This is a genomic window from Hymenobacter ginkgonis (assembly GCF_009755225.1).
GTDB classification, from domain to species: Bacteria; Bacteroidota; Bacteroidia; order Cytophagales; family Hymenobacteraceae; genus Hymenobacter; species Hymenobacter ginkgonis.
The window spans coordinates 433,891-459,200 of the sequence record NZ_WQKZ01000002.1 but is presented as its reverse complement, the minus strand read 5'-3'; the positions used below and the strand labels follow the sequence as shown (position 1 = coordinate 459,200).

Annotated in this window: 23 protein-coding genes and 1 tRNA gene; 6 read left to right on the top strand and 18 right to left on the bottom strand. The window is 61.8% G+C overall.

Annotated features, from left to right (window positions below; translation table 11 throughout):
- Positions 1 to 73 precede the first annotated feature (73 nt).
- The 3 genes from GO988_RS07790 to GO988_RS07780 form a co-directional block, all read right to left on the bottom strand.
- Complete coding sequence (locus GO988_RS07790) at positions 74 to 1,444, bottom strand: M56 family metallopeptidase (protein ID WP_157563901.1); 1,371 nt, start codon at positions 1,442 to 1,444, stop codon at positions 74 to 76.
- Between the two features lies 1 nt (position 1,445).
- Positions 1,446 to 1,811 carry a BlaI/MecI/CopY family transcriptional regulator gene (locus GO988_RS07785; RefSeq protein ID WP_157563898.1) on the bottom strand — a complete coding sequence of 122 codons (366 nt, stop codon included), beginning with the start codon at positions 1,809 to 1,811 and terminating at the stop codon, positions 1,446 to 1,448.
- Positions 1,812 to 1,949: 138 nt separating this feature from the next.
- Complete coding sequence (locus tag GO988_RS07780; RefSeq protein WP_157563896.1) at positions 1,950 to 3,203, bottom strand: TCR/Tet family MFS transporter; 1,254 nt, start codon at positions 3,201 to 3,203, stop codon at positions 1,950 to 1,952.
- Between the two features lie 190 nt (positions 3,204 to 3,393).
- On the opposite strand from GO988_RS07780, the gene GO988_RS07775 reads away from it, so the two are divergent.
- A tRNA-Met gene (locus tag GO988_RS07775) sits at positions 3,394 to 3,466 on the top strand.
- An 83-nt stretch (positions 3,467 to 3,549) separates the two neighbouring features.
- Here the strand turns inward: GO988_RS07775 and GO988_RS07770 are convergent.
- From GO988_RS07770 to GO988_RS07730, 9 genes are all read right to left on the bottom strand, one after another.
- Positions 3,550 to 4,983: a DUF6056 family protein gene (locus tag GO988_RS07770; RefSeq protein WP_157563893.1), complete on the bottom strand. Its 1,434-nt coding sequence runs from the start codon at positions 4,981 to 4,983 to the stop codon at positions 3,550 to 3,552.
- 111 nt (positions 4,984 to 5,094) lie between these two features.
- Positions 5,095 to 5,712, bottom strand: a complete 618-nt coding sequence (locus GO988_RS07765; RefSeq protein ID WP_157563890.1) for a tetratricopeptide repeat protein — start codon at positions 5,710 to 5,712, stop codon at positions 5,095 to 5,097.
- Positions 5,700 to 6,914 (bottom strand): hypothetical protein, encoded by a 1,215-nt coding sequence (locus tag GO988_RS07760; RefSeq protein WP_157563888.1) that lies wholly within the window; start codon positions 6,912 to 6,914, stop codon positions 5,700 to 5,702. The genes GO988_RS07765 and GO988_RS07760 overlap by 13 nt, the downstream gene beginning before the upstream one ends.
- Positions 6,911 to 9,166 (bottom strand): urea transporter, encoded by a 2,256-nt coding sequence (locus GO988_RS07755; RefSeq protein WP_157563885.1) that lies wholly within the window; start codon positions 9,164 to 9,166, stop codon positions 6,911 to 6,913. The genes GO988_RS07760 and GO988_RS07755 overlap by 4 nt, the downstream gene beginning before the upstream one ends.
- Before the next feature lie 158 nt (positions 9,167 to 9,324).
- A complete protein-coding gene (locus GO988_RS07750; protein ID WP_157563883.1) occupies positions 9,325 to 10,677 on the bottom strand; it encodes an alanine racemase in 1,353 nt (450 codons plus the stop codon).
- Positions 10,678 to 10,735: 58 nt separating this feature from the next.
- Complete coding sequence (locus GO988_RS07745; RefSeq protein ID WP_157563881.1) at positions 10,736 to 11,782, bottom strand: ATP-grasp domain-containing protein; 1,047 nt, start codon at positions 11,780 to 11,782, stop codon at positions 10,736 to 10,738.
- Positions 11,783 to 11,853: 71 nt separating this feature from the next.
- Positions 11,854 to 12,096, bottom strand: coding sequence for a PqqD family protein (locus tag GO988_RS07740; protein WP_157563878.1), 243 nt, complete (start codon positions 12,094 to 12,096; stop codon positions 11,854 to 11,856).
- A gap of 51 nt (positions 12,097 to 12,147) precedes the next feature.
- Positions 12,148 to 14,049 (bottom strand): T9SS type B sorting domain-containing protein, encoded by a 1,902-nt coding sequence (locus tag GO988_RS07735; RefSeq protein WP_157563876.1) that lies wholly within the window; start codon positions 14,047 to 14,049, stop codon positions 12,148 to 12,150.
- Positions 14,050 to 14,194: 145 nt separating this feature from the next.
- The gene (locus tag GO988_RS07730) at positions 14,195 to 14,365 is read right to left on the bottom strand and encodes a hypothetical protein (RefSeq protein WP_157563874.1); all 171 of its coding nucleotides are present in this window, start codon (positions 14,363 to 14,365) and stop codon (positions 14,195 to 14,197) included.
- A 285-nt stretch (positions 14,366 to 14,650) separates the two neighbouring features.
- Here GO988_RS07730 and GO988_RS07725 point away from each other — a divergent pair, with 285 nt between their 5' ends.
- Complete coding sequence (locus GO988_RS07725) at positions 14,651 to 15,772, top strand: sensor histidine kinase (RefSeq protein ID WP_317164814.1); 1,122 nt, start codon at positions 14,651 to 14,653, stop codon at positions 15,770 to 15,772.
- Positions 15,745 to 16,521: a LytR/AlgR family response regulator transcription factor gene (locus GO988_RS07720; RefSeq protein ID WP_157563872.1), complete on the top strand. Its 777-nt coding sequence runs from the start codon at positions 15,745 to 15,747 to the stop codon at positions 16,519 to 16,521. The genes GO988_RS07725 and GO988_RS07720 overlap by 28 nt, the downstream gene beginning before the upstream one ends.
- Before the next feature lie 83 nt (positions 16,522 to 16,604).
- Here the strand turns inward: GO988_RS07720 and GO988_RS07715 are convergent, their stop codons facing one another.
- From GO988_RS07715 to galK, 3 genes are all read right to left on the bottom strand, one after another.
- Entirely contained in the window at positions 16,605 to 17,654 is a 1,050-nt protein-coding gene (locus tag GO988_RS07715; RefSeq protein WP_157563870.1) for a UDP-glucose--hexose-1-phosphate uridylyltransferase, read from the bottom strand.
- A 20-nt stretch (positions 17,655 to 17,674) separates the two neighbouring features.
- Positions 17,675 to 17,824, bottom strand: a complete 150-nt coding sequence (locus GO988_RS24105; protein ID WP_317164846.1) for a hypothetical protein — start codon at positions 17,822 to 17,824, stop codon at positions 17,675 to 17,677.
- Positions 17,825 to 18,065: 241 nt separating this feature from the next.
- Complete coding sequence (galK, locus tag GO988_RS07705; RefSeq protein ID WP_157563868.1) at positions 18,066 to 19,232, bottom strand: galactokinase; 1,167 nt, start codon at positions 19,230 to 19,232, stop codon at positions 18,066 to 18,068.
- 175 nt (positions 19,233 to 19,407) lie between these two features.
- On the opposite strand from galK, the gene GO988_RS07700 reads away from it, so the two are divergent.
- Entirely contained in the window at positions 19,408 to 19,605 is a 198-nt protein-coding gene (locus GO988_RS07700; RefSeq protein WP_157563866.1) for a hypothetical protein, read from the top strand.
- Between the two features lie 74 nt (positions 19,606 to 19,679).
- Here GO988_RS07700 and GO988_RS07695 read toward each other — a convergent pair whose 3' ends face one another.
- The 3 genes from GO988_RS07695 to GO988_RS07685 all read right to left on the bottom strand — a co-directional run bounded on the left by GO988_RS07695 (position 19,680) and on the right by GO988_RS07685 (position 22,141).
- Positions 19,680 to 20,327, bottom strand: coding sequence for a sterol desaturase family protein (locus tag GO988_RS07695; RefSeq protein WP_157563864.1), 648 nt, complete (start codon positions 20,325 to 20,327; stop codon positions 19,680 to 19,682).
- 97 nt (positions 20,328 to 20,424) lie between these two features.
- Positions 20,425 to 20,979 (bottom strand): shikimate kinase, encoded by a 555-nt coding sequence (locus tag GO988_RS07690; protein ID WP_157563862.1) that lies wholly within the window; start codon positions 20,977 to 20,979, stop codon positions 20,425 to 20,427.
- Positions 20,980 to 21,079: 100 nt separating this feature from the next.
- Positions 21,080 to 22,141, bottom strand: coding sequence for an ABC transporter permease (locus tag GO988_RS07685; protein WP_157563860.1), 1,062 nt, complete (start codon positions 22,139 to 22,141; stop codon positions 21,080 to 21,082).
- A gap of 293 nt (positions 22,142 to 22,434) precedes the next feature.
- Between GO988_RS07685 and GO988_RS07680 the strand changes: the two genes are divergently transcribed.
- The gene (locus GO988_RS07680) at positions 22,435 to 23,049 is read left to right on the top strand and encodes a hypothetical protein (protein ID WP_157563858.1); all 615 of its coding nucleotides are present in this window, start codon (positions 22,435 to 22,437) and stop codon (positions 23,047 to 23,049) included.
- A 62-nt stretch (positions 23,050 to 23,111) separates the two neighbouring features.
- Entirely contained in the window at positions 23,112 to 25,307 is a 2,196-nt protein-coding gene (locus GO988_RS07675) for an ATP-binding protein (RefSeq protein WP_157563856.1), read from the top strand.
- Positions 25,308 to 25,310: the final 3 nt, after the last annotated feature.

Sequence of the window (25,310 nt, the reverse complement as noted above, 5' to 3'; positions counted from 1 at the left end):
AGAGCTACCTCTGCGAACTACCCGGCCGCGGCTGGGGCTCTTCGGCTACTTGGTTGGCACGGGCACCGCGCCCTTAGCGATGCTCCGAAATGAAGTCGCCCTGCGGTGTGAAGAAAACGTAAAATGGCCGTTTGCCCGATACCAGCTGCACGTGGTACTTCACGGCGCCGGTCGTTTTCCGCTTAGCTTCCACCACCTCGCCGCTCAGGCGCGCGTCGGGGTAGTGCTGGGTGATGTAGGCCAGAGCTTTCGGCACCAGCACGTTGACCTGGACTGGCGTGTGCGAGTAGCCCGAACCCAAATCGGCTTTATCAACTAGCGCCAGCACGGCCGGCAAGTTGGCGTTGGCCTGCGTTGTAACGATGATGGCGCTGGTGGCCGTGGTATTACCAAAAACCTGCTTGATTTTAGCCGGCTCATCCTGAATAATGTCCATATTATAGATGGTGCTGGCGGGCAGCTCCCGCACGGCCTGCTCGCTGCTGGGTTGCCCATCTAGGTAATAGAGCGCATTGGCCGGAATATTCGGGTGGAAAGTCGCCGGCTGCACCACGGCGGTAACAGCCTGGGCGCGGGCGCCCGAGTAGCCCAGCGCCAAGGCCATCACGAGGGGCGCAGCCAGCAGGTAGCGTCCCAGCTGGCGGGTAGTCGAAGCAGGTTGGTTCAGCATGAGAATGCGGTTTTTGAGGGTGAGAAAGGAGAAATGAAAGGCCAAGGCCGGCGCGGGCACGGCGCCCGGCTGTTGGTGCAGCAAGCTGTATTGGTAGGCGCGGCGGTCGAGGCCGGTTTGCAGGGCGGCGCGGTCGGCCAAGTATTCGAGGTTGTCGAGCACGGCGCGGCGTAGCAGCCAGGCGGCGGGGTTAGCCCAGGCCAGTGCAAGGGCTACCTGCGCCAGCAGCACATCAAGCGTATGCCACTGGCGCACATGGGCTTGCTCGTGGCGCAGTACCACCACTAGCTCATCCATGTTGGTTAACAGCTCCTGACTCAAGTAAATAGCGCGGCCAAATGAGAAGGGCGCGGCGGGCCGCGCCAGCAGGCGCACCGGTTGCCCCAGTACCGTGGCCGGCCGGGTAGTGCGCCTCAGCCAGGCCAGGCTAAGCAGCTGCCCCAGCAGCCGCAGCACAAATAGTGCAGCACCAGCAGCGTACACCACTAAGCCAACCAGCTGCCAGTCGATGACTGCGCTTGGGGCCAGCGTGCCGACACTGGCTCTTACCCCTGCCGCCTGCTGCCAGGCTGCCGGCACAGGCGCCAGCGCCTCGGCTGGCAGCAGCGCTGGCATAGGTAATGCCGGATATACTGCCGCAAACAGCAGCGCCAGTACCAAATACGCCCGGTTCAGGCCAAAAAATGTGAGCCGGCGCAGCAGCCCGTAGTAGGCCGCCGCAAACAACACCAGCACCCCGTTGGCCTTCAGCAAATAGAGGAGGGTAGGCGCCATGCTACTCGGGCTTTTGCTTTTCGATGAGTCGGATAATCTCCTGCAAGTCAGCAGCACTCACTTTTTCTTCCTTGGCAAAAAAGGAAACCAGCTCTTTATAAGAATCGCGGAAGTGCTCGCGCACCAGCGCGCCCAGCGAGCGGCGCTGGTAGTCCTCGGCGCTTACCAGGGCCGTGTAGCGGAAAGAATTGCTTAGCTTTTCGGCGCTGACATACAGCTTGCGCTCTAGGTTGCGCAGCGTCGAGGCCAGGGTAGTATAGGGCGGGCGCGGGGCGGGCAGTTGCTCCAGCACGTCCTTCACGAAAGCGGGGCCGGTGTGCCAGAGGGCGCGCAGGGCGTCTTCTTCGGGTTGAGTGAGGCGTTCCATAGATGCTTATTACGAATTTTTCGTAATACTACGATATTTTCGTAATAGAGCAAAAAAAGTTTTTCCCATAGCTGTCCCTACCCCGTAAAAAAAGCCCCTGCTACGCCTAGCAGGGGCTTTTTCTCTAAATAAATTTTCTTAAATAATATCCGCACCTGGCGCGAGTGGCTGGCTGGGCTCGGGCGGCAGGCGCCGCAGGGGGCCGGCCGCCACCAGTAGCGCCACCAGCGTCAGCACTGCTCCAGCCAAAAAGGGCATGCCCGGAAACCGCAGCGGTGCGCCCGGCCGCGTAAACCAAGCAAACAAATTAGTCATAACCAGCGGCCCCACCACGCCCGTAGCGCTCACGAGTGAGGTGAGCGCCCCCTGCAACTCGCCCTGCTCGGAGGGCGGCACCTGCCCCGAAATACTACCCTGTAAAGCTGGCCCCGCCAGCCCGCCCAAGCAGTAGATGCCCGTAACGGCAAACATCATCCAGCCCTGCGAGGCAAACGCATACAGCACAAAACCAATCATGTAGAATACCAGCCCCACAGCCACGGCGCGCGCTATTCCCAGCTTCGGAATGGCTACCCGCACCAGCCCACCCTGCACAATAAGCGCCCCTACCCCCACCGCGCCCAGCGAGTAGCCAATCAGTTTCTCGCCCCAGCCAAACTTGAGGATGGTGTAGAACGTCCAGACGGACTGCGTAGCCGAACCCGCCAAATACAGCAGTACCAGCGCCACTACCAAGCCAATTATTTTGGGGTACTTGCCTAAGCGCAGCAGCGAGGCTATGGCGTTGGCCCGCCGCCACTCGAAGGGCCGCCGCTGGCTAGCTGGCAACGACTCGGGCACTAGGAACAAGCCGTAGAGAAAGTTGAGCAAGCTCAGCCCGGCGGCCACCAAAAACGGCACCCGCGGCCCCCAGTGGGCAAACAAGCCCCCCAGCACCGGCCCGATAATGAAGCCCAACCCAAACGCCGCACCCACCAGCCCGAAGTTTTGGGCCCGCTTTTCGGGCGTGCTCACGTCGGCAATGTAAGCAGTGGCGGTGGTGAAGCTCGCCCCCGTAATGCCCGCGATAATGCGCCCCACAAACAGCCAGGCAATGGTGGGCGCCAGCGCCAGAAAAATGTAGTCGCACCCCAGCCCCAGCAGCGAGGCCAGCAGCACCGGCCGCCGTCCAAAGCGGTCGGACAAGCCGCCCACAATTGGCGCAAATGCAAACTGCACCGCTGCATAAGCAAATGATAGCCACCCCGCGTACTGCGAGGCCTGGCTCACACCTTCGCCCGTAAGCTGCTCAATCAGAGCCGGTAAAACCGGAATAATAACACCTATTCCAATGACATCAATAAGAATGGTGACGAAAATGAAAGCCAGAGCGGCCGGGCGTTTGGGTGACATAGACTAGCAGCGAATGAAACCGCAAAGCTGGCGATAAAAGCACTGCCAGTGCGCATCCAATCATCTTAGCTGCCTTACGCTACTTATTTTTTATGTCTGAAAATCAGGACGCAAGGCCCCGAATGAAGCCTTCGGCTCCCACAACGCTTGTTTTTTCAGGATTTTTCAGTACTTTTGTATTACCAAACAATGCGGGGTGGAGCAGTTGGTAGCTCGTTGGGCTCATAACCCAAAGGTCACTGGTTCGAGTCCAGTCCCCGCTACTACTAGTAAAAAGGCCGTTTCCTACCAGGAAACGGCCTTTTTTTGTCTCAAATAGTTTAATGGGGGTAGGGAAAGCCGCTGCTTAAAAAGCAGCTTGCCGCAACTGCCGGGCATCGGTGCGTACCGAATCTAGGCCAAACCATGCCGCCGTTTCCACATTCGTGTAAAAGTGGTAGGAAGGCTGAATATCATAGCCCCGAATCATGACGTACCGTGGGGTGACGTTTAGCATGGGCGCTATGGTAAGTTCTTTAGGCCCGGGTAGTTGGGCAGCGCGCTGGAAAAGTTGGTACCGCGCCTCCCACTGCCGGGCGTAGGCGGGGGCATCCAGTAGGAGCTCTTGCCAGGCGCGCACGCTGGTAGCAACCACCACGGCTGCCAATACAAGGCTGGCTACCAAGCGCATACCGCCGAAGCGGAAGGCGGCGCTGGCCGTAGTAGTGGCCGGCAAAGCCGCCCAGCAGGCTACCACCCAGCCTAGTAGCAACCACCACATCAATACGTTAACGGCACGGGTGGGCACCGGGGCTTCCCACACGACCATGTAAGGAAGGCAGCCGACAACCAGCCCTAGCAGCAGAAAGCCAGCGCTCACTACCAGCGGCATACGCAGCCCCGTGGGGCGGGCAGGCAGCAAGCGCACCCCCAGCGGCGCTAGTAGCAACGGCACCAGCAGCATCGCGTGCAGCTCAGGCGCCAGCAAAATCAATTTTACTGCTTTAGCCAGCCTCGCCACTACTTGCACTAGGCCCACGCCCACAGTGGGCTTGGCCTCGACGCCCAGGCGCGAAAAATTGCCCGGCGCCCGCAGCGCAAAGCTGGCCCCCAGCAGCAGCACTACCCCCAAAACTAGCCAAATGCGGGCGCTGGACCCCTTTTTTTGGTAGCAGCTCAGGCCGAAACCTGCCAGGAGCAGCCACCCAAGAAGGGCAATCGTTAACTCGTTTGACCCCGCTACTGCTACAGTGCCGGCTCCGGCGGCGGCCAGCGCTAGCCGTTTGCCCCCCGCTGTTGGGGCCCGGTGGGCGCGCGCCACGGCAACGGGCACCAGCACTAACAAGAGCGCGGGCAATTGGTACACCACCAAATCGGTGAAATAGTAAACTGCTGAATACAAGTCGGGTACCAGCACGGTGTGCAGCAACACCAGGCCGCCCGCCAACCAACCAGCAGTGCTCGCCGGCAAAGTTTTAGCAGCCAAGCTGTGAAGCGCCCAGGTTACTATCCCCACTTTTAGCAGCAACCCCACCAGTACCGGCAGCGCCATGCCCGGCAGCCAGCCGTAGTTGAGCGGATTGAGGCCCGTATAGCAGGCATTGGTGAAAAAACGGCCCGACCAGGTGAGGAAAAACTCCCTATTAGCGCCCCAAAAGCCCTGCTTGCGCACTAAACTGGCCAGCACAAAATCATCGGAGTAAGGCTGGTTGTAGTAGCTGAGGCCAATAAAAGGAAAAACGAGAAGGCTAAACACCAGTTTGAGCAGCCGCCAACGGTGTTTCTGAATAAAACCAATCATTGAGAATAAGCCGTTTCGGAATAGGAGCAGGAGGTTTGCCTGCGGTAGTTCAGCCTGCTTTTAAACTGCTAAAGAGCTACTTGCCTCTGAGGGGGGTAGGGCAACAACGCGCTACAAGCGCTTGAGGCCGGCCAGGGCGTTGGTATCGCCGGGGCGAATGAGCAGCACCTTATTGTAGAGGGCGCGCGCCTCGGTTTTTTTGCCCAGGTTGAGGTAAGTCCAGGCTAGCGAGAGGTTGGTGTCGTAGTCGAAGGGGTAGAGATTGACGACGCGCTCGAAGTAGCGGGCGGCTTTGTCAAACGCTTTGCGATTGAGGTAGATAACGCCGGTCCAGTAATTGGCCTGGGTGTTTTGCGGGTCTGTTTGCAAGATGGCCAAGTACAGGCCCAGCATTTTTTCGACCTGCCCCAGCGCGTTCAGCGGCTTCACCAGCCCAAACTTGGGCTCGATGGCGTAGGGCCGCTGGTCGACGGCCTTTTGGTAGTAAACAGCGGACGCCGTGTAGTTTTTGGCCAGAAAGTACAGCCAGCCCAAGCGCAAGTTTTGCTCGTAGAGGTTGGCATAGCTGCCCTTGAGCGCCGCAATAGCGTCGTCGTAATCGGCCTTGGCCTCGGCGGCGTAGCTGGCCCCGAAGCTAGCCGCGAGGCTCTCCGACTGCTGCGCCCAGGCATGGGTAGGACTAAGGATAGCGAGCGCGGCAGCAAGTAGGGCGGGCTTTACCAAGTCCATGCGAGGGCGGCAGAGAAGGAATGAAGGGTGTAGTCGAGCCCGATAGCGGTGATGCGGCGCTGCTCGGCCCCGTACAAGAGGCGCAGGCTAAGCCGCTGCGGGCCCAAGATAAGCAGGCTGACGGCGGCGCGGCGGCACAGCGGGTCGAGCAGATTGTAGAGGTAGGTGCCGTCGGCTTCGGCCAGCACGGGCACGGTGCCCACACTGCCCCAGGCCTCGACCCAGAGCCGGGGCCGCAGCCGCCCGCCCGCGCCAAGCAGGGCGTTGGGGTAGCTGCGGCCACTGCTGCGCACTACGCTACCCCGCCCAAACCCGTAGAGGCGCAGGTTGCCGAGCGGGTACACGGTTAGGCGCAAGTCGGCCTGTACGCGGGCCGTATCCGTGACGGTGCCCGCGTACAGGCCGGCTTGGGCCGTCCACCCGGGGCGGGCGTAAGCTACAGCTAGGTAGCCCAGGTTGTTGGCGCCCAAGTCTTTGGTGATAAAATCGTAGCCGGCCTTCAACTGCCAGCTTGGGGTCAGTTGGGCAGCCAGTAGGGCGTGGTACTGGCCCTGGCTGGTGCGGTGCTGCTCGCCCGAGCCCAGGCCACCATAGCGGGGCAACTCTACCTCCTGGCCGTAGTAACTGAAGTTTTGGGTTAAGCGCAGGCGGGGGCTCAGGCGGCTGCTCACGCCGAGCCGCCCAAAAGTGGCCGCGCCGCGCTGCCGCTCGGCGGTTTGCAGGGTAGTACCTTCCAACTCGAGCTGCGTAATGGCTTGGTGGCTTGCCAGGCGCAAAACTTGCCGGGTAGAATCGGGCAGCGCCCGCGCCAGCAGCGCGGCGGGGCCGGGCTGGTTGAAAGCCAGGTAGGCGGCCGCCAGCCCAGCGCGCGCCGCGGCATCGAGCGGGTTTTGGTGCAAGGCCGCGCCGTAGTAGCGCAGCGCGGCGGCGGGGTGGTCGGTGGCCAAGGCTGCCTCGCCGAGCCGGCGGCGCAGGGCAGGGTAGTCGGCGCCCAGGCGCAAGGCCGCGTGGCCCACCGAGTCGAGGGTCCGCCAGCGATGCTGGTCAAGCAGCGTTTGGGTGAGGCTATCGACGTACTGAAAATCAAGTAGTTGCTGGGCCTGGCTAACGCGGGCCGGGCCCAGCGCCAGCAGCAAGAGTAGCAGCCCGCGCCAGGCGGCTGGCCAGCTTTGGCCAAAGAGGGGGGGTAGGCGCTGGCTCATGAGTTGGCCGCGGCAAAGGTGAGGGCCAGTTGCTGCGCGCCGCGCCGCGCCGTGAGGCTGGTCAAGGCACCGTCGGCGATGGTCAGTTCGGCTTCCTGCACTACTTGTTTCTGGCCAAAGTAACTTACCACCACCCGGCTACCTAGTTGCAACTGCCGGGCCGCCGGGCCAGCATCGGGCCCTAGCCACTTTAGCGTAAAAACCGGCTGCACGAACTGGAAAAACGGCGCCACCACGTCTTGCAGCCAGCCCAGCCAAGGCCGGCGCACCACCGAAAGCGGCAGCGGTACTGCCCTCGGCTGCGGCAGGTAGCAGAGCGGCACGCGGTAGGCAGCCAAGTAAAACCAGTACAGCCACGCCTGCCGCGAGCCATAGTAGGCGGTGCACTGAAATACCGCCTCATCTTGTTCGAAGTAGGCTACGGCGCCCGTATAGTGGCAACGCAGGTAGCGGGCGTTATAAGCATCGGTAAACACCTCCCAAACCTGCGGCGGGGCTTCGGGCGCACTTGCCAGTTGCACGGCCAGGCGCTGCCCCGGCGGTAGGTGCAAGGCTTGGCTTAGCTGCGCTTGCGGCTGCGGCGGGCGCACCAGCTCGCCGGTTCGCGGCACGGTAGCAGTATGTAGTGTAAGCGCCGACTGGCAAAGGCAATCAGGCTTGTTACCTATTGATTCACTACCTTTTAAACTGCCATCGCTAGCCAAGAAATGCGCCAACGGATACGCCAGCGTAGGCGAGCCAATAGCCGGCGTGGCTTGCAGCTGGAAGTGCAGGTGTGGCTCGGGCGAGCGGCCCGAACTACCGCAACTAGCCAGCACTTCGCCGCGCCGCACGGCCTGGCCGGGGCGCACCCGCACCGAATAAGCCCGCAGGTGCGAGAGCTGCGAATACAGGCCCGGCGCGTGGCGCAGCACCACGGTATTGCCCCAGTTTTGGCGGGTATCAACCTCGCCAATGGCGTTGTCGGGCAGGTGCTGCACCACTTCCTCCACGGTGCCGTCGGCGGGGGCCAGCACGGGCTTGTCGTAGCAGTAAAAATCGCTGAGCGTGCGGCCGCTGCCCTCGTAAGTCTGGCCTTCTTTATCGGTGATGGCGAAGTCCAGGGCCTGGCCCCAGGGGCCCTGGTGCGTGGGGCCGCCATCGGCGTAGCCCTGCGTGCAGCGCCACTCGCCCAGGAAGGGCAACGCCAGTGGCACCGGCGCCAGAGCAGCGGCCCGGCGGCCCAGCCCGGCCAAGTGGGCGTAAAGGTTGGCCTCGGGCGAGTAGCGCTGTAGTGGCGTGAGCACGAGCCAGTTGCCTGGTTTTTCGCGCAGCAGCAGCACGTACAGAAACAGCAGCGAGGTGAGGCAGTAGGGCAGCGACAACGCCGGCAGCCCGGCCGGGCCCAGCGGCCGCAGCAGCGCCTCGGCCGCCGCAAGCAGCACCGCCGTAACGGGCAAGCTCAGCAGCGACCAGCCGTAGCTGCCCAGCGAGGGCAGGGCAAATACCCCGCCCACCGCCACGGCCGCCATCAGGTAGTTGGCCCCCAGGTCGTAAGCCCCTACCCCCCCTACCCCCCCTACCCCCGCGCCGGCCAGTAGCGCCAGCCCCCAGGCCCCCCCAAACGCCAGCACCGACAACGAAAACGCGATGCGCGAGTGCCAGAGCAGCCCCAGCGCCACCAGCAAGCCCGCCCACGGGCTGTCTTGCAGCAGCACCGCGCTCAGGGCGCGCAGGTAAGTGGCGGCGGGCGGTGGCCAGTCGGCTTCGGTGGCCCAGCGGGCAGCATTAGCCAGGTGCGGGCCACCCAGCGCGTAGGCATCATTGAGCCAGTACACGCCCCCGGCCTCGGCCGGCACCAGCGGCAGCTGCCGGCTGGCCAGCAGCAACAGCCACATAACTAAGATGAAAGGCAGCGATAAAAACGGCAGCCCGCGCCCGCCCAGCCAGCCGCCCAGGGCCACGCTTAGCAGCAGCGCCAGCCCCGCCCCAAGCCCTACCAGCGCCGCCAGCCCCGCGCTCGGCGCAAAGTAGAGGGGTAGGGCCAGCCCCACAAGCAGGGCATTGAAACTGTACGCGCCCAAGTCGGTGTACTCGCGGCTGAAGCCGCCTAATCGCGCTCCGCCCACCGCCAGCGCCGCCGCCGCCAGCCCCGCCGCCCCCGCCCACGGGTGCGCCCAGGTGGCCAGCAGCAACAACGCCGCCAGCCCCCGGTGCTGCGAAAAAAACAACATGCTGTAGCTATGCAGCACGGCACGAAAAAAAGCAGGCATTTTTAACTGAGGAACGGGAGCTGACGATAAAAAAAGAACGTCATACTGAGGATAGGAAGCACCTCGCTCGCCTCGCTAAACGATTGGCTTACTGCTGCGAATAAGCTGCTTCCTATCCTCGGCATGACGTTCCTTCAGGTTTCATTCTTACTATTTATTCAGCCTTGTAAATGTGCTGGTACGCGCTCGGGCTGCTGCAAGTATTCCAGGGTTTCAGCTTCCCGAATAATGTGCGGATTGCCTTGTAAATCAAGTAGTACTACGTGGGGCCGCAGCGTGATAAATTGCTGCCACTGGCTCATGTTGTAGGCACCCACGCGGTGCACCACTACCTGGTCGCCGGCCGCAAGCAGGGGTAGGACGATGCTCTCGCGCACCACGTCGATGTTCATGCACAGCGGCCCGTAGAGCACAGTGGGTTCGGTTTGCTCCGAAAACGTGCGTACCGGGCTAATGTGGTGGTCATACCAGTAAGCTGTAAACAACAGGTTGACCCCAAAATCGAGCACCGTAGCGCGGCGGCCATCGGCCAAGCGTTTGGTAGCCAGTACGGTGCCCAATAAGTAGCCCGCCTCATCGACCAACGCGCGACCGGCTTCGAGCACCAGCAGCGGCAATTCGCCCACCCGGAAGCCCGCGCCGAGCAGCGCCTCGGCGATGGCCGCAGCGTAGTCATCGAGGTCGGGCACGGCGTCGGGGCCGGGTAGGTAGCTGCCCTTTAGCGTGTTTTGCGAAGGAAAGCCGCCGCCCAAATCGAGGTAGCGCACGGGCAAGCTTAGCTCCTGCTGGCACCGTAAGGCCAACGCCGCCAGCTTGGTAGCCGCCACGCCATAGGCGGCGGGCTGCAAAATGTAGGTGCCCAAGTGGCAGTGCAGGCCCACCAAGTCGAGCTGCTCGGTAGCAGCCGCTACCTGCTGCAATGCCTGCCAGGCCTGGCCATTTTCGAGGTTGAAGCCAAACCGGTCCCATTGCGGAAAAATACCGGCGTCGAGGTTCACGCGCAAGGCCACGCGGGGGCGGTGGGGCCGGCCGGCCGCCACTTCGAGCAGCCGGTGCAGTTCGTCGGCATTGTCGAGGTGAATGACGGCGTCTACCTCAGCCGCGCGGGCCAGGTCGGCCCGGGTTTTGCCGGGGCCGTTGAACAGGATTTGGGCACCTGGCACGCCGTTGCCGAGGGCTTTTTCCAGCTCTAGGCCGCTCACTACTTCGGCCCAGGCACCTTCTTGGTGAAACACCCGGCACACGGCATTCAGGTAGTTCGTTTTGTACGACCACGCCAATTGCACCTGGGGGTAGCGCGTGCCAAATGCCCGCATCACAGCCTGGTAGCTACGCCTGAGCTGCCGCTCGCTCAGCACAAACAGCGGCGAGCCAAACCGCGCCAGCAGCTCAGGTACCGGCACGCCCTCTAGCTCGGCCACGGGCCGCGCCCCGGCCCGCGGGCCAAACTTACTCAGTGGGCCCGCCGTGAGCTTGCGGATAGTGGGGCGTTCGTAGGGAAGCTTGGTCATGGAAATGGTTGTTCTGTGGTTCCTAGAAGGGAGGCCTTACCCCAGAAAAATAGCGTCATCAAAGCTCGCCTATTCCTGCTATCCGTTGAAAATCCGTATAATCAGCAATCATATCCCAGGCGTAGCGAACGAAAAGCTTGCCCACCGCCACCGCCCCGAAAGGCCCTACCCCCTCGCCCAGCGCCAGGCGCAGCAGGGCGGCGGGCTGGTTGTGGCCCGCCGCAACGGCCAAGTAAACCCAGGCTGGAAAGCGAGGGTTTATTTCCAAAATAAACACCTCGCCAGCCGCCGTGCGCAGCAGCTCTAGCTCGAAGCCGCCGCGCCACTGCGTGGCGGCGGCAAAGCGGCGGGCCAGCTCTGTAAGGCCTTCGTCCTCTAGCGTAATGCCGGCCCAGGCCTTGCCTTTGTCGGTGATGGTGAGCTTGCGCATGGGCACGGCGCTTAGCAGTTGGCCGCGGCCATCGGCCAAGCCAGCTACGTTCAGCTCCTGGCCCGCCACAAACTGCTGGGCCAGCAGCGGCAGCCCCCAGCGGGCCGCCAACTGCCCAAAAGCTGCCTCGGCCGCCGCCAGCGTGTGCACTACCTGGGCCTCGTAGTAGCGGCCCTTTAGCACCAGTGGCCAGCCGAGGGCAATGGCTGCCACCGCTAGGTCGGTGGCTTGGCGCAGGGCGTGGGTGGCGGGCACGGGTAGCGCGTGAGCGGTGCCGAAGGCGCTGAGATTCAATTTTTCGCGGCTTTCCAGTTGCGCAAGAGTAGGCACAAACAGCCGAATGCCCACCGCCCGCAACTGCGGCTCTAGCCGGATGAAATGTGGTAGTTCGGCGTCGAAATTGGGGATAATAACGGCGATATTTTCCTGCTGCTGCACGTATTCCAGGCGTTCGAGCAGGGCTTGCGAGCCAGCGGCGGGGTAGGGCAATAAGTAAGTTTTGGCAAACAGCTCGCGCAGGTAAATGCCTGGCTCTAAGGCTTCATAGCTTAGGCCAATAAGGCGCACCTCGTACTCAGGGCTTTCGCGCAGCGCCCGCGCTACGGCCACGCCCGCCCCGGGGCTATCGGTGGCGTTGAGGCCGGTAAGGGCCACGGTAAGCGGGCGGCGCGACAAGGAGGTAATGATTAATGGTTAAAGATGGCTAATTGGGGATGAGCAAGACGGTCCTTTCAGTACCCATAGCCTCAACTTTCCAGCAGTTGAAATTGGTGCAGCTGAGCCATCAGGTCGTCCCAATCGCGTTGCAACTGGCTAGCCGACACCTCGTAGCGTGCTAAAAGGCTGGCCTGGATGGCCGCCGGCGCTTGGCCCGCTTTCAGCAACTCCAGAATTTCGGCAGCCAGCGGGCTCGCCGCAAACGAGTCGCCGGTGGCGGGGTTGAACACGAAACCGGCTTCGCTGGTGGCAATATTTTTCTTGAGCTTCATGCAGGAGATTCAACGCTTGTCAGCGCAAAGAAAAAACGACAGGCGTTGGGGTCAGGGCAGCACTTCGAGCCAGCCCTTGAACCGGCGGCCGTCGGTGTAGGTGACAAGGTAATAATAGATGCCCCCTGCCCCCGCCCCGGCCCAGGCAAAGGTGCGGGCCGGTGACCGATACACAAGCTGGCCCCAGCGCGAAAATATCTGCACGTTCGCAAACTGGCTGCCGCAAAAATCGGGGGGTAGGTCGGGCAGCGCAAAGGTATCGTTGAGGCCATCGCCGTTGGGCGTGATGACGTTGGGTGGCCGAAACGCCAGCGAGTCAACGGGTTGCTCCACCTCAAAGCGCACGGTGCGCGACTGCGGTAGGGGCTCGCACACGCCGCTTTCAGTCAGCAAAAAATGCACCACCAAGCCAGTGGCGTTGGCGGTAGCGGGGCCGCAAGCGGGCGTCCAAGTAAAGGTGCCCGTGGCGCGGCCCGTGCCGTTTTGAGCCGTAAAAGCCATGCCCGCGGCCGCCAGGTCGAAACCCTCGCCGGTAGCCGTGAGTGTCAGCGGGTTTGGGTCGGCATCGAGGCCGAGAAAAGTGGCGGTGTAGGGCTGGCCCAGGGGCAGGCGCACCACTACCGGCGCAGTGCTGGGCACCGGCTCGGGGGGTAGGGTCGAAGTCAAAACCGGCGCCGTATTGGGGGCCACAGTCGCCGTGAAGGCCACCTGCACCGTGTCGTGCTTGGGCAGGCTGCACCCGTTGTCGGCCACAATTACGTTGAGCAAGTACACCTTGCCCTTGGTGTTGGTGCAAGCCGGAAAGCAGAGCGTAGCCGTGAGCGTATCGGGCTGGCCCGCCGCGCGCACCAGGCCGCTGCTGGTAGTGGTAAAGGCCGGGGCGGGGCTCGTAAAATTGACGGGCTGCGTACTGAGCGTGAGCGCCGAACTGGCGTCGGGGTCAGTGTATTTGATGCTGAAACACAAGGAATTGGGCGATAGGCGCACCGTGTCGCGCCCGGCGCGGTAGGTGTGGCCGCCCGCCACCACCGTGGCCACGGGTGGGTTATTCTGCGGGCAGTTGAGGACGTAGAGTTGAAAATCGCGGCGGGTTTCGCCGATTTTTACGCCCTGGCGGTATTCTGAGCAGCGCACCCCAAACACGAATAACCCCAACCGGCTGGGCCGCACCGTAAGCCGCCCGGTGTGCGCATCGATGCCCAGCGCGGGCGCCCCCGGAATCTGGTTGGCGGTGCCCAGTCCGGTGGTCCAGGTCACAGCCGAGTAGGGCGCGGCCAGCGGCGCGGGCGCCGGGTTGGCGGCCGTCGAGTGGCCGTTGAGCGGCGTCACCATGTCGTACACCAGCGAATCGCCGTCGGGGTCTTGGCCACCGAAGTCGTAGTAAAACAACGTATTAAGGCAGGCGTAATCGCCGAGCGCTGGGAAGATGCGCGGCGTCGAATCCACGAACGACGCCCCGCCCCGCACCACGGCCGGAAACTCCAGGTAGAAGGTTTGGGCGGCCCCGCCAGGGTTCACGATGTTGCCAATGGCCAGGTTGCGGCAGCAGCGCTCTACCGCCGCGTAGTAGCCTGTGGTGCTGGTATAAGTGGCCGCATCGAGGGTGATATTTCGGGCGTACACCAGCTTGCGGGTGCTGAGCGTGCCCACGGCGCAGGCCGGGTTGGTGTAGCTCACAAAGGTGTTGCTGGTGAGCGGCAGCGGCACGAAGGCGAGCTGGCGGTTGGTCGCCTTGTCAAAAATGCCGGCTACCAAACTCTGGTCGAGGGCGCCCGCGCTGCCATTGATGGCGTCGAAGTAGAGCGTTAGGGTGAGGGTGTAGGTGCTGCCCGACTGGTGCAGCAAGTCCATTTCGCCGCCCACAATGTGCGTGGCCATCGCCAGCCGCGCCCACAGCAGCAGCCCCGCCAGCAGCAACCCGCGCTGCCCCAAAAGTCTGTACCAAACCGGCATGTTTAGTGGTTTTTGAGAAAGTATAAGTAATTATCTGTCAATAAAATAAGAGAGAATAATGATAAGTTTCCTGGCACTGGGTAACCCCATTCCCTACCCTGCCTTTTTCCGAAAAGGCAGGGTAGGGAATGGGGTTACCCAGTGCCTAGCTGACGCCCGTTTTGGTGATGGTGGTTTTCGTTTTGGTCGAGTCCGATTTGCAATCGGCTTTGCTGCTGGTGGGCTTGGCGCAGTCTTGCTTGCTGCACGCCGTGAAGCCGCTGCCGCTGCTAGCCAGCAGCAGCCCGAAGGCCAGGTAGAGGTAAGGGGTACGCATGGTTGAAATAGTGAAAAATGAAGTGAGGAAAAGCCCCGGTTGCGGCGGGGGCGCTAGCCCAAAGTTGCCGCCACCCAGGGCTGGCTAAGCGTCCCAATCGGCGGTTGGCGGGCCGGCATCGCTAGGCAGGTGGGTGCAATCGGCGAGTAAAGGCGCCGCCGGCGCCTAGCCGGCTCGGCTGCCCCGCCACCCCGCCCGCCGACCCGCGCCCGCGGCCCGCCGATTGGCCCTACCCCCCTGCGGCTGCCCGACGTAGCTTGCAACTGTTTTCAACGCCTTATTCCCGTGCCTATTCGTTTCCTTCGGTCGGCTTCTACGCTGCTGCTGCATGCCCTGGTGTGGGGGCTGGTAGCAGTGTTGCTGTGGGCCCAGCAGCCCGATTACCCCGGCCCCAAGCCCCCCGAGTTCTGGCTGACGCAGGCCGTGGTATTTGGCCTGCTGGTAGGCGTTTTTTACTTGAATGTGGGCTGGGCCGCACCGCACCTGCTGTACCGGCGCCGGCTGCCGGCCTACGTCGCCATCAATGCCGTGGCGGTGCTGGCCGTGCTGTGGGTGCACCAGCAGGTAGAAACGCGCCTGAACGTGCCCGAGCTGGTGGCGCGCGGCCGCGAAGCCGTTATGGACCCGCCCAACCCGTGGTCGGCTCCGCGCCCGCACTTCGTGCCCGGCACCGAGGAGGGGGGTAGCGCCCTCCTCGACCCCGGCGTACTGCTGCTCACGCTCATGGTGCTGGGCATTTCGGCCAGCCTAGCGGCCATGCAAAAAGCCCAGCGCGACGCCGAAAGCCGCCTCGAGCTGGAGCGCCGCCAAGTGGCCACTGAGCTATCCTTGCTCAAAGCCCAAATCAACCCGCATTTTTTCTTCAACACCCTCAACAACATCTACGCTCTCACGCTGATAGACGGCGAGCGGGCCCGCGCCGCCCTGCACCGCCTTTCGCGCATGATGCGCTACGTGCTCTACGAAACGCCCGGTGGCCACACGCGTTTAAGCCAAGAAATCAGTTTCTTACGTGATTACATCGAACTGATGCACCTGCGCTTGACCGACCAAGTAGAAGTGGTTTTTGAAACGCCCACCGACCCCGCCGCGCCCGACCCGTACCTGGCGCCTATGCTGTTTCAGCCCTACGTCGAGAACGCGTTTAAGCACGGCGTGAGCGCCACCGCGCCCAGCCGCATCACCATTGCCCTGCGCCAGCCCAGCGCCCAGCAGGTCGAAATGTGCGTACGCAATACCTTGCTGCCCCAGCGCACTACCCCCGACGACGAGCCCGGTGGCATTGGGCTGGCCAATACCCAGCGCCGACTCGACTTGCTCTACCCCGGCCGCCACCGTTTGCGCGTCACCGCTCCCACCACCCACAACGAGTACGAAGTATGTCTCAGCCTGCACCTGCTGCCGTAGCCGCCCCCATTGCCTGCATCGCCGTCGACGACGAGCCCCTGGCCCTGGGCTTGGTGTGCTCCTTCATCGAGCAAACGCCGTTTTTGCGCTTGGCCGGGCGCTACGCCAGCGCCGTGGCCGCCCTCAAAGCCCTGCACGAGCAGCCCGAAGTGAAGCTGCTTTTTTTGGATATTAAAATGCCTGACCTTAGCGGGCTCGAACTAGCCCGGGTGCTGCAAGGCGGCAGCCAGCGGGTCATCTTCACCACGGCCTTCAACCAGTATGCCCTCGAAGGCTTCCGGGTCGATGCGCTCGACTACTTGCTGAAACCCTTTAACTACGAGGAGTTTTTGCGGGCCGCCCTCAAGGCGCGGGCTTTCTTCGAGCCCAAGCAAGTGGCTGCTGCCCCGGCCACAGCGCCCGCAGCCCCTACCCCCCCACCGCCGCCCGAGGACCACATCTACCTCAAAGTAGAGTACCAGCTTGTGCGCGTTATGCTCAACGATATCCTCTACGTCGAGGGCCTCAAAGACTACGTGAAGGTGCACCTGGCCAGTGCCACCCGGCCGCTGCTCTCGCTCACCAGCCTGCGCAGCATGGAGGAGAAGCTGCCCGCTGGCCGCTTCATGCGCATCCACCGCTCCTACATTGTGGGCCTGGACCACGTGGCCGCCGTGGGCCGCGGCACCCTGCAAGTGCGCACCGAAACACTGCCCGTGAGCGATGGCTACCGCGAAACGGTAGACCAGTTTTTTGCTCGCTGGAAGTAGCATGTGTTAAATAAAGAACGTCACGCTGAACGCAGTGAAGCACTGCGTTCAGCGTGACGTTCTTTTTCTCATTAAAAACGGTTCTACTTAGCTACCTGGGCCGCTTTGTAGTGCACGCTGGGCAGCGCCCGTAGGCGCTCGGCGGCTTGCTCGGGGGTGATGTCGCGCTGGGCATTGGCCAGCAGCTCGTAGCCCACCATAAACTTCTTGACCGTGGCCGAGCGCAGCAAGGGGGGTAGGAAGTGCATGTGCAGGTGCCACTCGGGGTAGTCCTGGCCGTCGGTGGGACGCTGGTGAAAACCGGCCGAGTAAGGGAAGCTGATTTCGAACAGGTTGTCGTAGCGAATCGTGAGCTGGCTCAGGATATCGGCTAGCCCGTCGCGCTCTTGGTCGTTGAGCTGGGTGAGGTCTTGCACGGCGCGGCGCGGCAGCACCAGCGTCTCGAAGGGCCACACCGCCCAGAAGGGCACCAGCACCACCCACGTATCGTTTTCAACCACAAAGCGGGTTTTTGTCTTCTCTTCGATGGCCAGGTAATCGCTAAGCAGGGTGCGGCCGTTTTTCTCGAAGTAGGCTTTTTGGGCGCGGGCTTCCTTGGCGGGGAGGTCGGGCACGGTGCGCTCGCTCCAGATTTGGCCGTGCGGGTGCGGGTTCGAGCAGCCCATTACGAAGCCTTTGTTCTCAAAAATCTGCACGTAGTTGATGTTCGGGTCGGCGCCGAGCGTGCGAAACTCGTCGGTCCACACATCCACCACCCGCCGAATTTCCGACACTGGCATTTCGGGCAGCGTTAGGTCGTGGCGCGGCGAGAAGCAGATGACGCGGCAGTGGCCGGTTTCGGCCTCGGCCCGCAGCAGGCCGCCTTCTTCGTAGCTGCCGGCTTCGCCCTGGGGCAACAGCGCCGCGAAGTCGTTGTCGAATACAAACTGGTGCTCGTACGGCGGGTTGACTTCGCCGCTGGTGCGCTTATTGCCGGGGCAGAGGTAGCACGTGGGGTCGTAGGCGGGGCGTGCCTCGGCCTCGTCTTTTTCCTGCTGGCCCTGCCAAGGGCGTTTGGCACGGTGCGGCGACACCAGGACCCACTCATCGAGCAAGGGGTTGAACCGGCGATGGGGTTGCGAAGTAAGGTCCATCTTTTTTAATGGTTAATTTATTAATGATTGATGGGCGTTTTGGCAGTTTTTAGAGAGCTGGTGAGCAGCTTTAGTAGCTCAGTAGCATCGGGGCAGAGGCTTTGGGCCTCGGGCAAAGTCAGGTAATTGGTTGCTTCGAGTAATTCAAGCCAGTAAAGCGCCTCACTGATTTCCTTCTGGGCGACGGCCAGCTTATGAATAAAATCAGCTTTGATTCGGCAAGCTCAGCTTCGCGTATCATAGCGCCTACGCTGGTGCCGCACCGTAGCAATTATTTGGAGACGAGGTATTCATGCTTCGACGCCAGCAGGCAGCGGTGCAAGCTCACCACCCGCACCGCAAACCGAAAGCTTTTGTCTCGAAGGACGTTTTCTCTAGGCGCCTTATAATTAGCCACTGACTATTGAAAAATCAATTATTGATAAGCTCCCCTACCCCATCGGCTAGGTTCGTTACGTAGGTTTCGAGCTTCAAGCCTAGCTGGTCCTGGTAGCCTTTAGTCATAAATTCGACAAATTCCCCGACCTTATCCGTAGCTACCAGGTTGAGGGTGCAGCCGCCGAAGCCGCCGCCCATCATGCGGGCCCCGTAGGCGCCGGGCGCGTGGTGGGCCATTGCCTCCAGCACGTCTAGCTCCGAGCAGCTGACCTGGTAGAGGTCGCGCAGGCCGGCGTGGCTGGCGTAGAGTAGCTCGCCCACCTGCTCGAGCGGTTTGCCTGCTACGAGGCGGGCGGTGAGGTCTTGCACACGCTGGTTTTCTTCTACCACGTAGCGGCAACGCTTCGCTATTACCTCGCCCAGCTCGGCTTGGGCCGCGTCGATTTCGGGCAGGGTAGCATCACGCAAAGACTTGATGCTGGAGTTGCGCTTTTGCAAAATCGCTACCCCCTTGGCGCACTCCTCGCGGCGAGTGTTGTACTCGCTGTCGGCTAGCGCGTGCTTCACGCCCGAGTTGCAGAGCACAATGCGGCAGGCATCGGTGTTGAAGGGGAAGTAGGCGTATTCGAGCGAGCGGCAATCGAGTTCCACCACGTGCCCGGCCCGGCCAAACATGCTGGCAAATTGGTCCATGAGGCCGCACATCACCTTTGCGTACTCGTGCTCGGCCATCTGCGAAATCTGGGCCAGCGTCATGGTATCCAGGCCAAGTTTTAGGAGGTGGTTGAGGCCCCAGGCAACGCCGCACTCCACGGCCGCCGACGACGACAAGCCTGCCCCGCCCGGAATATCTCCCCCGAAGGCACAGTCGAAGCCCGGCACCGTAGCCCCACGCTGTTGCAAGCCCGCCACCACGCCCAGCTGGTAATTGGCCCAGTGCCCGTCAGGAATGGGCGCAATGTCGGCTACAGCCACCTCGTAGGTCGCGTCGAAGTCGAGGGCCACCAACCGAATGCGGTCAGTGCCATTAAGGCGCAGCCCAAAGCGGATTTCCTTGTCGATGGCAGCCGGAAGCACTAGGCCATCGTTGTAATCGGTGTGCTCCCCGATAAGGTTGATGCGGCCCGGGGCCCGAAGCAGCAGGCTAGGAACTTCGCCGAAGCGGCGTTGAAAGGCGGATGTGAGGTCGGATGCGGTCATAAGAGAACAAAAGTGGCAGATAAACCGCAATAGCAGGCTTTTTCTCTACGCAACCCAGGCGTTGGGGGGTAGGAGCCGACTATTTTCTAACCTTTTTTGGCTTAACAGAGTAAGTTTAGTTACAAAGCCGCCAGTGGGCGGGCTTGCCTATCTTCCTCACCTTCTGACTATTCTCATGTCTACCTCGCGTCTTTTTTCGCTTTTTGTGCTGGCTATGCTAGCTTCTACACTCACGGGCTGCTCGCTGGCCGGCGACTTGCTCAAGGGCGGTATCTGGATTGGCGCCATCGGCGTGTTCTTGGTCGTAGCCCTGGTGTGGTGGCTGGTGAGCAAGATGGGCGGTGGTGGTAATAGCGGCACCGGCACGGTATAAGTACTTGATAATTCGACATAAAAAAGCGCGGCTCCTGTTCAGGAGTCGCGCTTTTTTATGGGTGTCACCAGCCGCTAATCGTTGCGCTTGGTGGGCATAGTGCCAATGATATGGTCCCAGAGGGTGCTGCTTACCCCAAACGCTACCTCATCTTGGCGGTAGTGGTGCTGGGCATGGTGCGTCCACCATACTTTCAAGAAATTCTTCGGGGGCGAATACACGTGAATGGCGTAGTGCACAAATAGATACAGGGCGTAGCCAAACGTGAAGCCGGCTAGAATACCAAAGGCCCAGGTGCCAAATACAAACCGGAAAATAAAAAATAGCAGCGACGCCACAAATACTGTGATGATGGGCGGCATCGCCAGGCGCGTTTCATCCTTTGGGTACTCGTGGTGCACGCCGTGCATGGTGTACTGAAACTTGGCCCGGCCCGGCGAAGTAGCCGGAATGTGGTACACGTAGCGATGCACTAGGTACTCTACAAACGTGAACAAGAACCAACCGCCTACAAACAGCCCCAGCGCCGAAACACCCGACAGAAAACCGTGGGTAAAGCCGTAGTATAGGCTAATCAAGGCCGTGATAATGAAGATGCTAACCGGCAACGCAATGTGCGTGTGCGACAGCCGCTCGAGCATGGGGTTTTTGAATAGCTGGGCCGAGCCCTTGTGCTTGGGCCGCACCGGGGTAGGGGCCGCCGTGTCGGAAACAATAGCCATACGAACGCTTTAAATACTAACTAAACTGCTGAAAGACGCTTACCTAAGGGGCAAATTTACGACCAAGCCGGATTACGGTTGCCGCTCGGCTGGCTGCTCAAAACTGAAAACCAGCTTCGGCCAGCGCCGCCACTACGGCGGCCGGCCTAGTGCTGGTAGCGCCGGGGCAGCGCAGCCGCGCCTGGCTGTAAAACCGCCGCCGCGCCGCGAGAGTTTGCCCCAGCCATCTTTTTAAAGAATTTTCGAGCGTCTCGGGCGAGTTAGGGCCGTGGGCGGCGGTTACCAGTGGCCGGGTATTAGCCTGCGCGCCGGCTGCCAAGCGCCGAGCCAGCGTGGCAAGTGGCACATCGAGCCACACAGGAAAGCCCGTGGCCCGCAGCACCTCCATGTTTTGGTGGAAGCAGGGCGTGCCGCCGCCCGTGGCCACTACCAGCGGCTCGGGCCGGGCCGCTACTTCGCGCAGGGCATCGGCTTCGCGCTGCCGGAAGCCCGCCTCGCCTTCCGCCTCAAAAATGGCCGGAATATCCTGGCCCGCTGCGGTTACTATCACCGCGTCGAGGTCTAGAAACGGGCGGCCGTAGTGGCTGGCTAGGCGGCGGCCCAGCGTAGTCTTGCCCGAGCCCGGTAGGCCGATGAGGTAGAGGTGGTTCATTAACTAGTTAACAGTTAGTAGCTAACAGGGAGCACGCAACAGTTTGTCGCGCCTGGCGAGCCGCTTGCCCTGCCCTCGCGCCCTGTTCTTTACTCCACTATTAACTGATTTTTACCCGCGGGTCGAGCAAGGCGTAAAGCACATCGACGGCAATGTTGACCAGTACAAAGATGGCGGCCACGAACAACGTAGCGCCCATCACGACTGGAAAATCGAGGTTCTCGACGGCGCGCAAGGTGGTCGTACCCAATCCTTTCCAATTGAAAATATATTCGATAAAAAACGCGCCCGCCATCAGCGAAGCCAGCCAGCCCGATACGGCCGTTACCACTGGGTTGAGGGCGTTGCGCAGGGCGTGGTGCCACACGGTGCGGCCAGGGCTGAGGCCCTTGGCGCGGGCCGTGCGGATGTAGTCTTGGCTCAGCACATCGAGCATAGAGGAGCGCGTGAGCTGCATGATAACCGCCAGCGGCCGCACGCCCAGCGCCACGGCTGGCAGCAGCAGATTGCGCAGCACCAAGTGGCTTTGCGCCGTGAAGGGGTCGGTTTCGTAGAGCTGGCCCGTGAGGCTGAGGCCCGTCCAGTGGCTCCAATAAAACCCGAAGCTGACGGCAATGAGAATGGCCGCCACAAACGACGGCACCGAAATACCCAGCACCGAAGTAGTTACCAGCACCCTATCGAGCCACGACTGCGGGCGCAGCGCGGCCCCTACCCCCAGCGCAATGCCGCCCACGGCCGCCAGCAGCATGGCCGCCAGCGCCAGCCACAGCGTGCCCGGAAAGCGGTCGAGCAGCAGCGACAGCACATCTTGGTTGCTCTGGAACGAGCGCCGCAAATACGGCCACTTCAGCACCAGGGCGCGCTGCCCGCCCAGTGGCAGCAGCCCTACCCCCCCGTAGCGGGCCCGGCCGGCCGAGTCGCGCGGGTGCACGCCCAGCGGCGAGGCATCGTTGAGGTAGCCGAGCAGGCGGGCGGGCAGCGGCTGGTCGAGGCCGAGGTCGGCCCGGATGGCGGCCTTGGTGGCCAGGTCCGAGCGCTGGCCGGCCAGCAGTGCGGCCGGGTCGCCGGGCAGCACATTAAACAGGCAAAAGACCACCGTGGCCACGCCTACTAGCACGAGCAGGCCCTGGCCCAGGCGGCGCAAAAGGAAGAGGAGCATAAGCAGCTACGGTAACAAGCAGAACGCAAAGATTCACCCCGCCCGTGTTACTCCTCCAAAAAGACGCCTTACCAAGTTGCTGGGGCCTACGAAAGCTGCCTCGCCGGCCACTAGAGTTCGAAGTTCAGTGCTGGCACTGATGTACTACGCTGGCTGACAGCCTGACCTTTAGCTTTTTGCAAGCTTGCTTGGCCTACCTCCCGCTGTTTCGGAGCCAGCTGGGGGTTCCTTTAGTAATAAGCTTCCCAGGCTTTTATCAGAATACCCAATCTCATTTCAAAAAGCTAAAGCTTATGTCATCTATTAAGCACCCCCGTGTTGTAAGGCCAGCATCCTTAGTCATCCGCTTCACGAATCCTGACCGTTACCAAAATGCGATAAACCTATACACTGCCCTGTTAGGCCAGAAGCCGATTAAGTCTCAGCCAGGGGTATTCGCCTCCTTTCAGGTAGGCTCGGCGGCAAGGCCGCGGAAGCGGGATATTGAACTGCGCCTGGAACTGTACAAAGGCGATACGACCGACTTGCGAGGCCACACGCTTATCTATTGGCAAATCAAGCCTTGGAACAACCAGCCCGCCGCCGAGGCTATCAAGGTCAAGTTGCGGGAATTTGGCTATAAATTCGAAAAGGATGAGGGCCAATCCATTAGTGGGGAAAGTCGCTTCCTGATGACGGATAGTTTCGACAACTTTTTTGGGGGGCATACCACGCCCCCCTTTCCGCCGGGCGGCGGCCGAGATGCTACTTTCAGAAAGTATAAAAATTATCCCCTCACTAATTGCTTCCCACCAGTCGGTAGCCTGCTGCTAGGGATTGTGGGTGGCCTGGTAGTAGCGGCCTTGCTGCCCAGCATACTGCGCCTGGGCCGCGCGGCCGATAAGCAAGTGGCAGGGTTGCCTGGCTGATAACGGCCTAAAATACAAGAAAATGCCTTAGGCAATTCGTTTTCTGCTTCGCGCTATTCGCTATGAACTACCGGCTAGCTTTGGCGATAGTCTTTGGGTTGCTACGGTTTGGCCCGCTGGCAGCCCAGTCGCGCCCAGCGGATAGTTTGCGGGCACTATTGGCGCAGTCTAAGCAGCCTGATACCACGCGGGTGCGCCGGCTCCAGGCGCTGTCGGACCAACTGCTGGCCCGCGACCATGCCCAAGCCAATACGCTGGCCAAGCAGGCCCTCGCCCTGAGCCGTCGGCTGCGCTACCCTGCCGGAGAGGGGAATGCCCTAATCGGGCTGGCTACTATAGCCCGGTTGGAGGATAATTATTCGTTAGCGCGGCGCTACACCCAGCAGGCGCTGGCGCTCTATACCCAGCATCGCAAAGCGGGGGGGCTGGCCAAAGCCTACTTGCAGCTTAGCCTGATTGATGAAGTGCCAGGGGCCAACCTGGTAACTGCACTTCGGGAGGCATTGCAGGGGCTGAAATACGCCGAGCAGGCACATCGGCCCACTACCAAGCTGTACCTGCAGTACACGCTGGGTGATATCTACGTGCAACTGGGCGACTATACGACGGCCCTGGAAACGTTGCAGGTTACGCTGCGAAATGCCCGGCAGCAAGGCAACGAGCCAGTAGTAGCGGCGACCTTCAACCTGCTGGGCAATATCCACAAAACGCTGCGCCACTGGCCGGAAGCGCTGGCGTGCTTTCGGCGCTCTACCCGACTATACCGCAAGCTGGGCGACCTGCAAAGTGCTACCACCGACGAGATAAACCTGGCTGAGCTATACGCGCTGCAAGGGGCTAACGAGCTGGCGCTGCGCTACAGCCGCGCCGCCCGGCGCGAGGCCCTGGCCCACGCTGATACCCATAACTTGCCCGGCGCCGAGCTGGCCCTGGCTCGCGCGCAGCTAAACCTGGGGCGGCTGGATAGCGCCCTCGTGCTGGCGCAGCATGGCTTTGCCCTCAGCCAGCAGGCGCGCGACAATATGGGCTTGGCGAATGCCAGCGACATCTTGGCCCGGACCTACGCCCGGCGCGGCGACTTTGCCCCGGCCTACCACTACCAAAGCTTGTGGGTGAGCTACCAAGACTCGCTGGCGGGCGTAGAAACGCAGCGCAAAACCAGCGCCCTGCGCTACGGCTACGAGCTGAATAAGAAGCAGGACCAGATAGCGCTGCTTACGCAGGCACGCCAGCTGCAGCGCCAGCAGCTGTGGGGCCTACTGGCTGGTTTGCTCGGTACGGTGCTGATAATGGGGCTACTGGGCCGCAACATCTACCTCAAGCAGCGCGCTAACCGGGCACTGGGCGAGAAAAACGCCTACATTGCCCAGCAGCGCGACGACCTGGACCGCACCTTGGTAGAGCTGCAGGCTACGCAAAGCCAACTGGTACAAAGCGAAAAAATGGTGGCGCTGGCCGCCCTCACCGCCGGCGTGGCCCACGAGATTCAAAACCCCCTCAACTTCGTCAATAATTTCTCGGAAATGGGCCTGGAACTGGCCATCGAGCTGGAGGCAGAAACGCAGAAGCCCACCCGCGATAGGGCCCTGGAAAACGGCCTGCTGGACGATATCAAGCAAAACCTGCTCATCATCAACCAGCACGGTACGCGGGCCGGCGACATCGTGCGGGGAATGCTGGAACATGCCCGCACCGACAGAGGCCAGCGCCAGCCCCTGGACCTAAACAAGGCCGCAGAAGAATACCTGCGCCTGGCCTACCACAACCAACAAAGTAAAAACCAGGACTTTACCCTCGTTCGTACCTTGCACCTGGACCCGCAGTTGGGCCTGCTGCAGCTGGTGCCCCAAGAGATAGGGCGGGTGCTGCTCAACCTGTTTGCCAATGCCGTGTATGCCGTGCGGCAAAAAGCGGTGCGGCTGGGCCCGGCCTACGTGCCCGAGGTGCGCGTGAGCACCGCCCGCCAGGGCGAGCGGGTCGTGCTGCGCGTGCACGACAACGGCACGGGCATTCCGGCCAGCATCGTCAAAAAAATATTTGACCCGTTCTTCACCACTAAGCCGCCCGGCGAAGGCACCGGCCTCGGGCTGTGGTTCAGCTACGATATTATTACCAAAAGCTACGGGGGCACTATGACCGTGGCAACGCAAGAAGGCGAATACACCGAATTTACCCTAACGCTACCCGCCGCGCCTACCCCCCCACAAAACGTGGAGGCCTCGGCAGCGGCCGACGGCCGCTTGGCGGGCGTCAGCTAGCCC

What these genes read in the sequence shown, in the direction of transcription:
- GO988_RS07790 (WP_157563901.1), bottom strand. Translation starts at nt 1,444, where the DNA reads ATGGCGCCTACCCTCCTCTATTTGCTGAAGGCCAACGGGGTGCTGGTG.
- GO988_RS07785 (WP_157563898.1), bottom strand. Translation starts at nt 1,811, where the DNA reads ATGGAACGCCTCACTCAACCCGAAGAAGACGCCCTGCGCGCCCTCTGG.
- GO988_RS07780 (WP_157563896.1), bottom strand. Translation starts at nt 3,203, where the DNA reads ATGTCACCCAAACGCCCGGCCGCTCTGGCTTTCATTTTCGTCACCATT.
- GO988_RS07770 (WP_157563893.1), bottom strand. Translation starts at nt 4,983, where the DNA reads ATGATTGGTTTTATTCAGAAACACCGTTGGCGGCTGCTCAAACTGGTG.
- GO988_RS07765 (WP_157563890.1), bottom strand. Translation starts at nt 5,712, where the DNA reads ATGGACTTGGTAAAGCCCGCCCTACTTGCTGCCGCGCTCGCTATCCTT.
- GO988_RS07760 (WP_157563888.1), bottom strand. Translation starts at nt 6,914, where the DNA reads ATGAGCCAGCGCCTACCCCCCCTCTTTGGCCAAAGCTGGCCAGCCGCC.
- GO988_RS07755 (WP_157563885.1), bottom strand. Translation starts at nt 9,166, where the DNA reads ATGCCTGCTTTTTTTCGTGCCGTGCTGCATAGCTACAGCATGTTGTTT.
- GO988_RS07750 (WP_157563883.1), bottom strand. Translation starts at nt 10,677, where the DNA reads ATGACCAAGCTTCCCTACGAACGCCCCACTATCCGCAAGCTCACGGCG.
- GO988_RS07740 (WP_157563878.1), bottom strand. Translation starts at nt 12,096, where the DNA reads ATGAAGCTCAAGAAAAATATTGCCACCAGCGAAGCCGGTTTCGTGTTC.
- GO988_RS07735 (WP_157563876.1), bottom strand. Translation starts at nt 14,049, where the DNA reads ATGCCGGTTTGGTACAGACTTTTGGGGCAGCGCGGGTTGCTGCTGGCG.
- GO988_RS07730 (WP_157563874.1), bottom strand. Translation starts at nt 14,365, where the DNA reads ATGCGTACCCCTTACCTCTACCTGGCCTTCGGGCTGCTGCTGGCTAGC.
- GO988_RS07720 (WP_157563872.1), top strand. Translation starts at nt 15,745, where the DNA reads ATGTCTCAGCCTGCACCTGCTGCCGTAGCCGCCCCCATTGCCTGCATC.
- GO988_RS07715 (WP_157563870.1), bottom strand. Translation starts at nt 17,654, where the DNA reads ATGGACCTTACTTCGCAACCCCATCGCCGGTTCAACCCCTTGCTCGAT.
- galK (WP_157563868.1), bottom strand. Translation starts at nt 19,232, where the DNA reads ATGACCGCATCCGACCTCACATCCGCCTTTCAACGCCGCTTCGGCGAA.
- GO988_RS07700 (WP_157563866.1), top strand. Translation starts at nt 19,408, where the DNA reads ATGTCTACCTCGCGTCTTTTTTCGCTTTTTGTGCTGGCTATGCTAGCT.
- GO988_RS07695 (WP_157563864.1), bottom strand. Translation starts at nt 20,327, where the DNA reads ATGGCTATTGTTTCCGACACGGCGGCCCCTACCCCGGTGCGGCCCAAG.
- GO988_RS07690 (WP_157563862.1), bottom strand. Translation starts at nt 20,979, where the DNA reads ATGAACCACCTCTACCTCATCGGCCTACCGGGCTCGGGCAAGACTACG.
- GO988_RS07685 (WP_157563860.1), bottom strand. Translation starts at nt 22,141, where the DNA reads ATGCTCCTCTTCCTTTTGCGCCGCCTGGGCCAGGGCCTGCTCGTGCTA.
- GO988_RS07680 (WP_157563858.1), top strand. Translation starts at nt 22,435, where the DNA reads ATGTCATCTATTAAGCACCCCCGTGTTGTAAGGCCAGCATCCTTAGTC.
- GO988_RS07675 (WP_157563856.1), top strand. Translation starts at nt 23,112, where the DNA reads ATGAACTACCGGCTAGCTTTGGCGATAGTCTTTGGGTTGCTACGGTTT.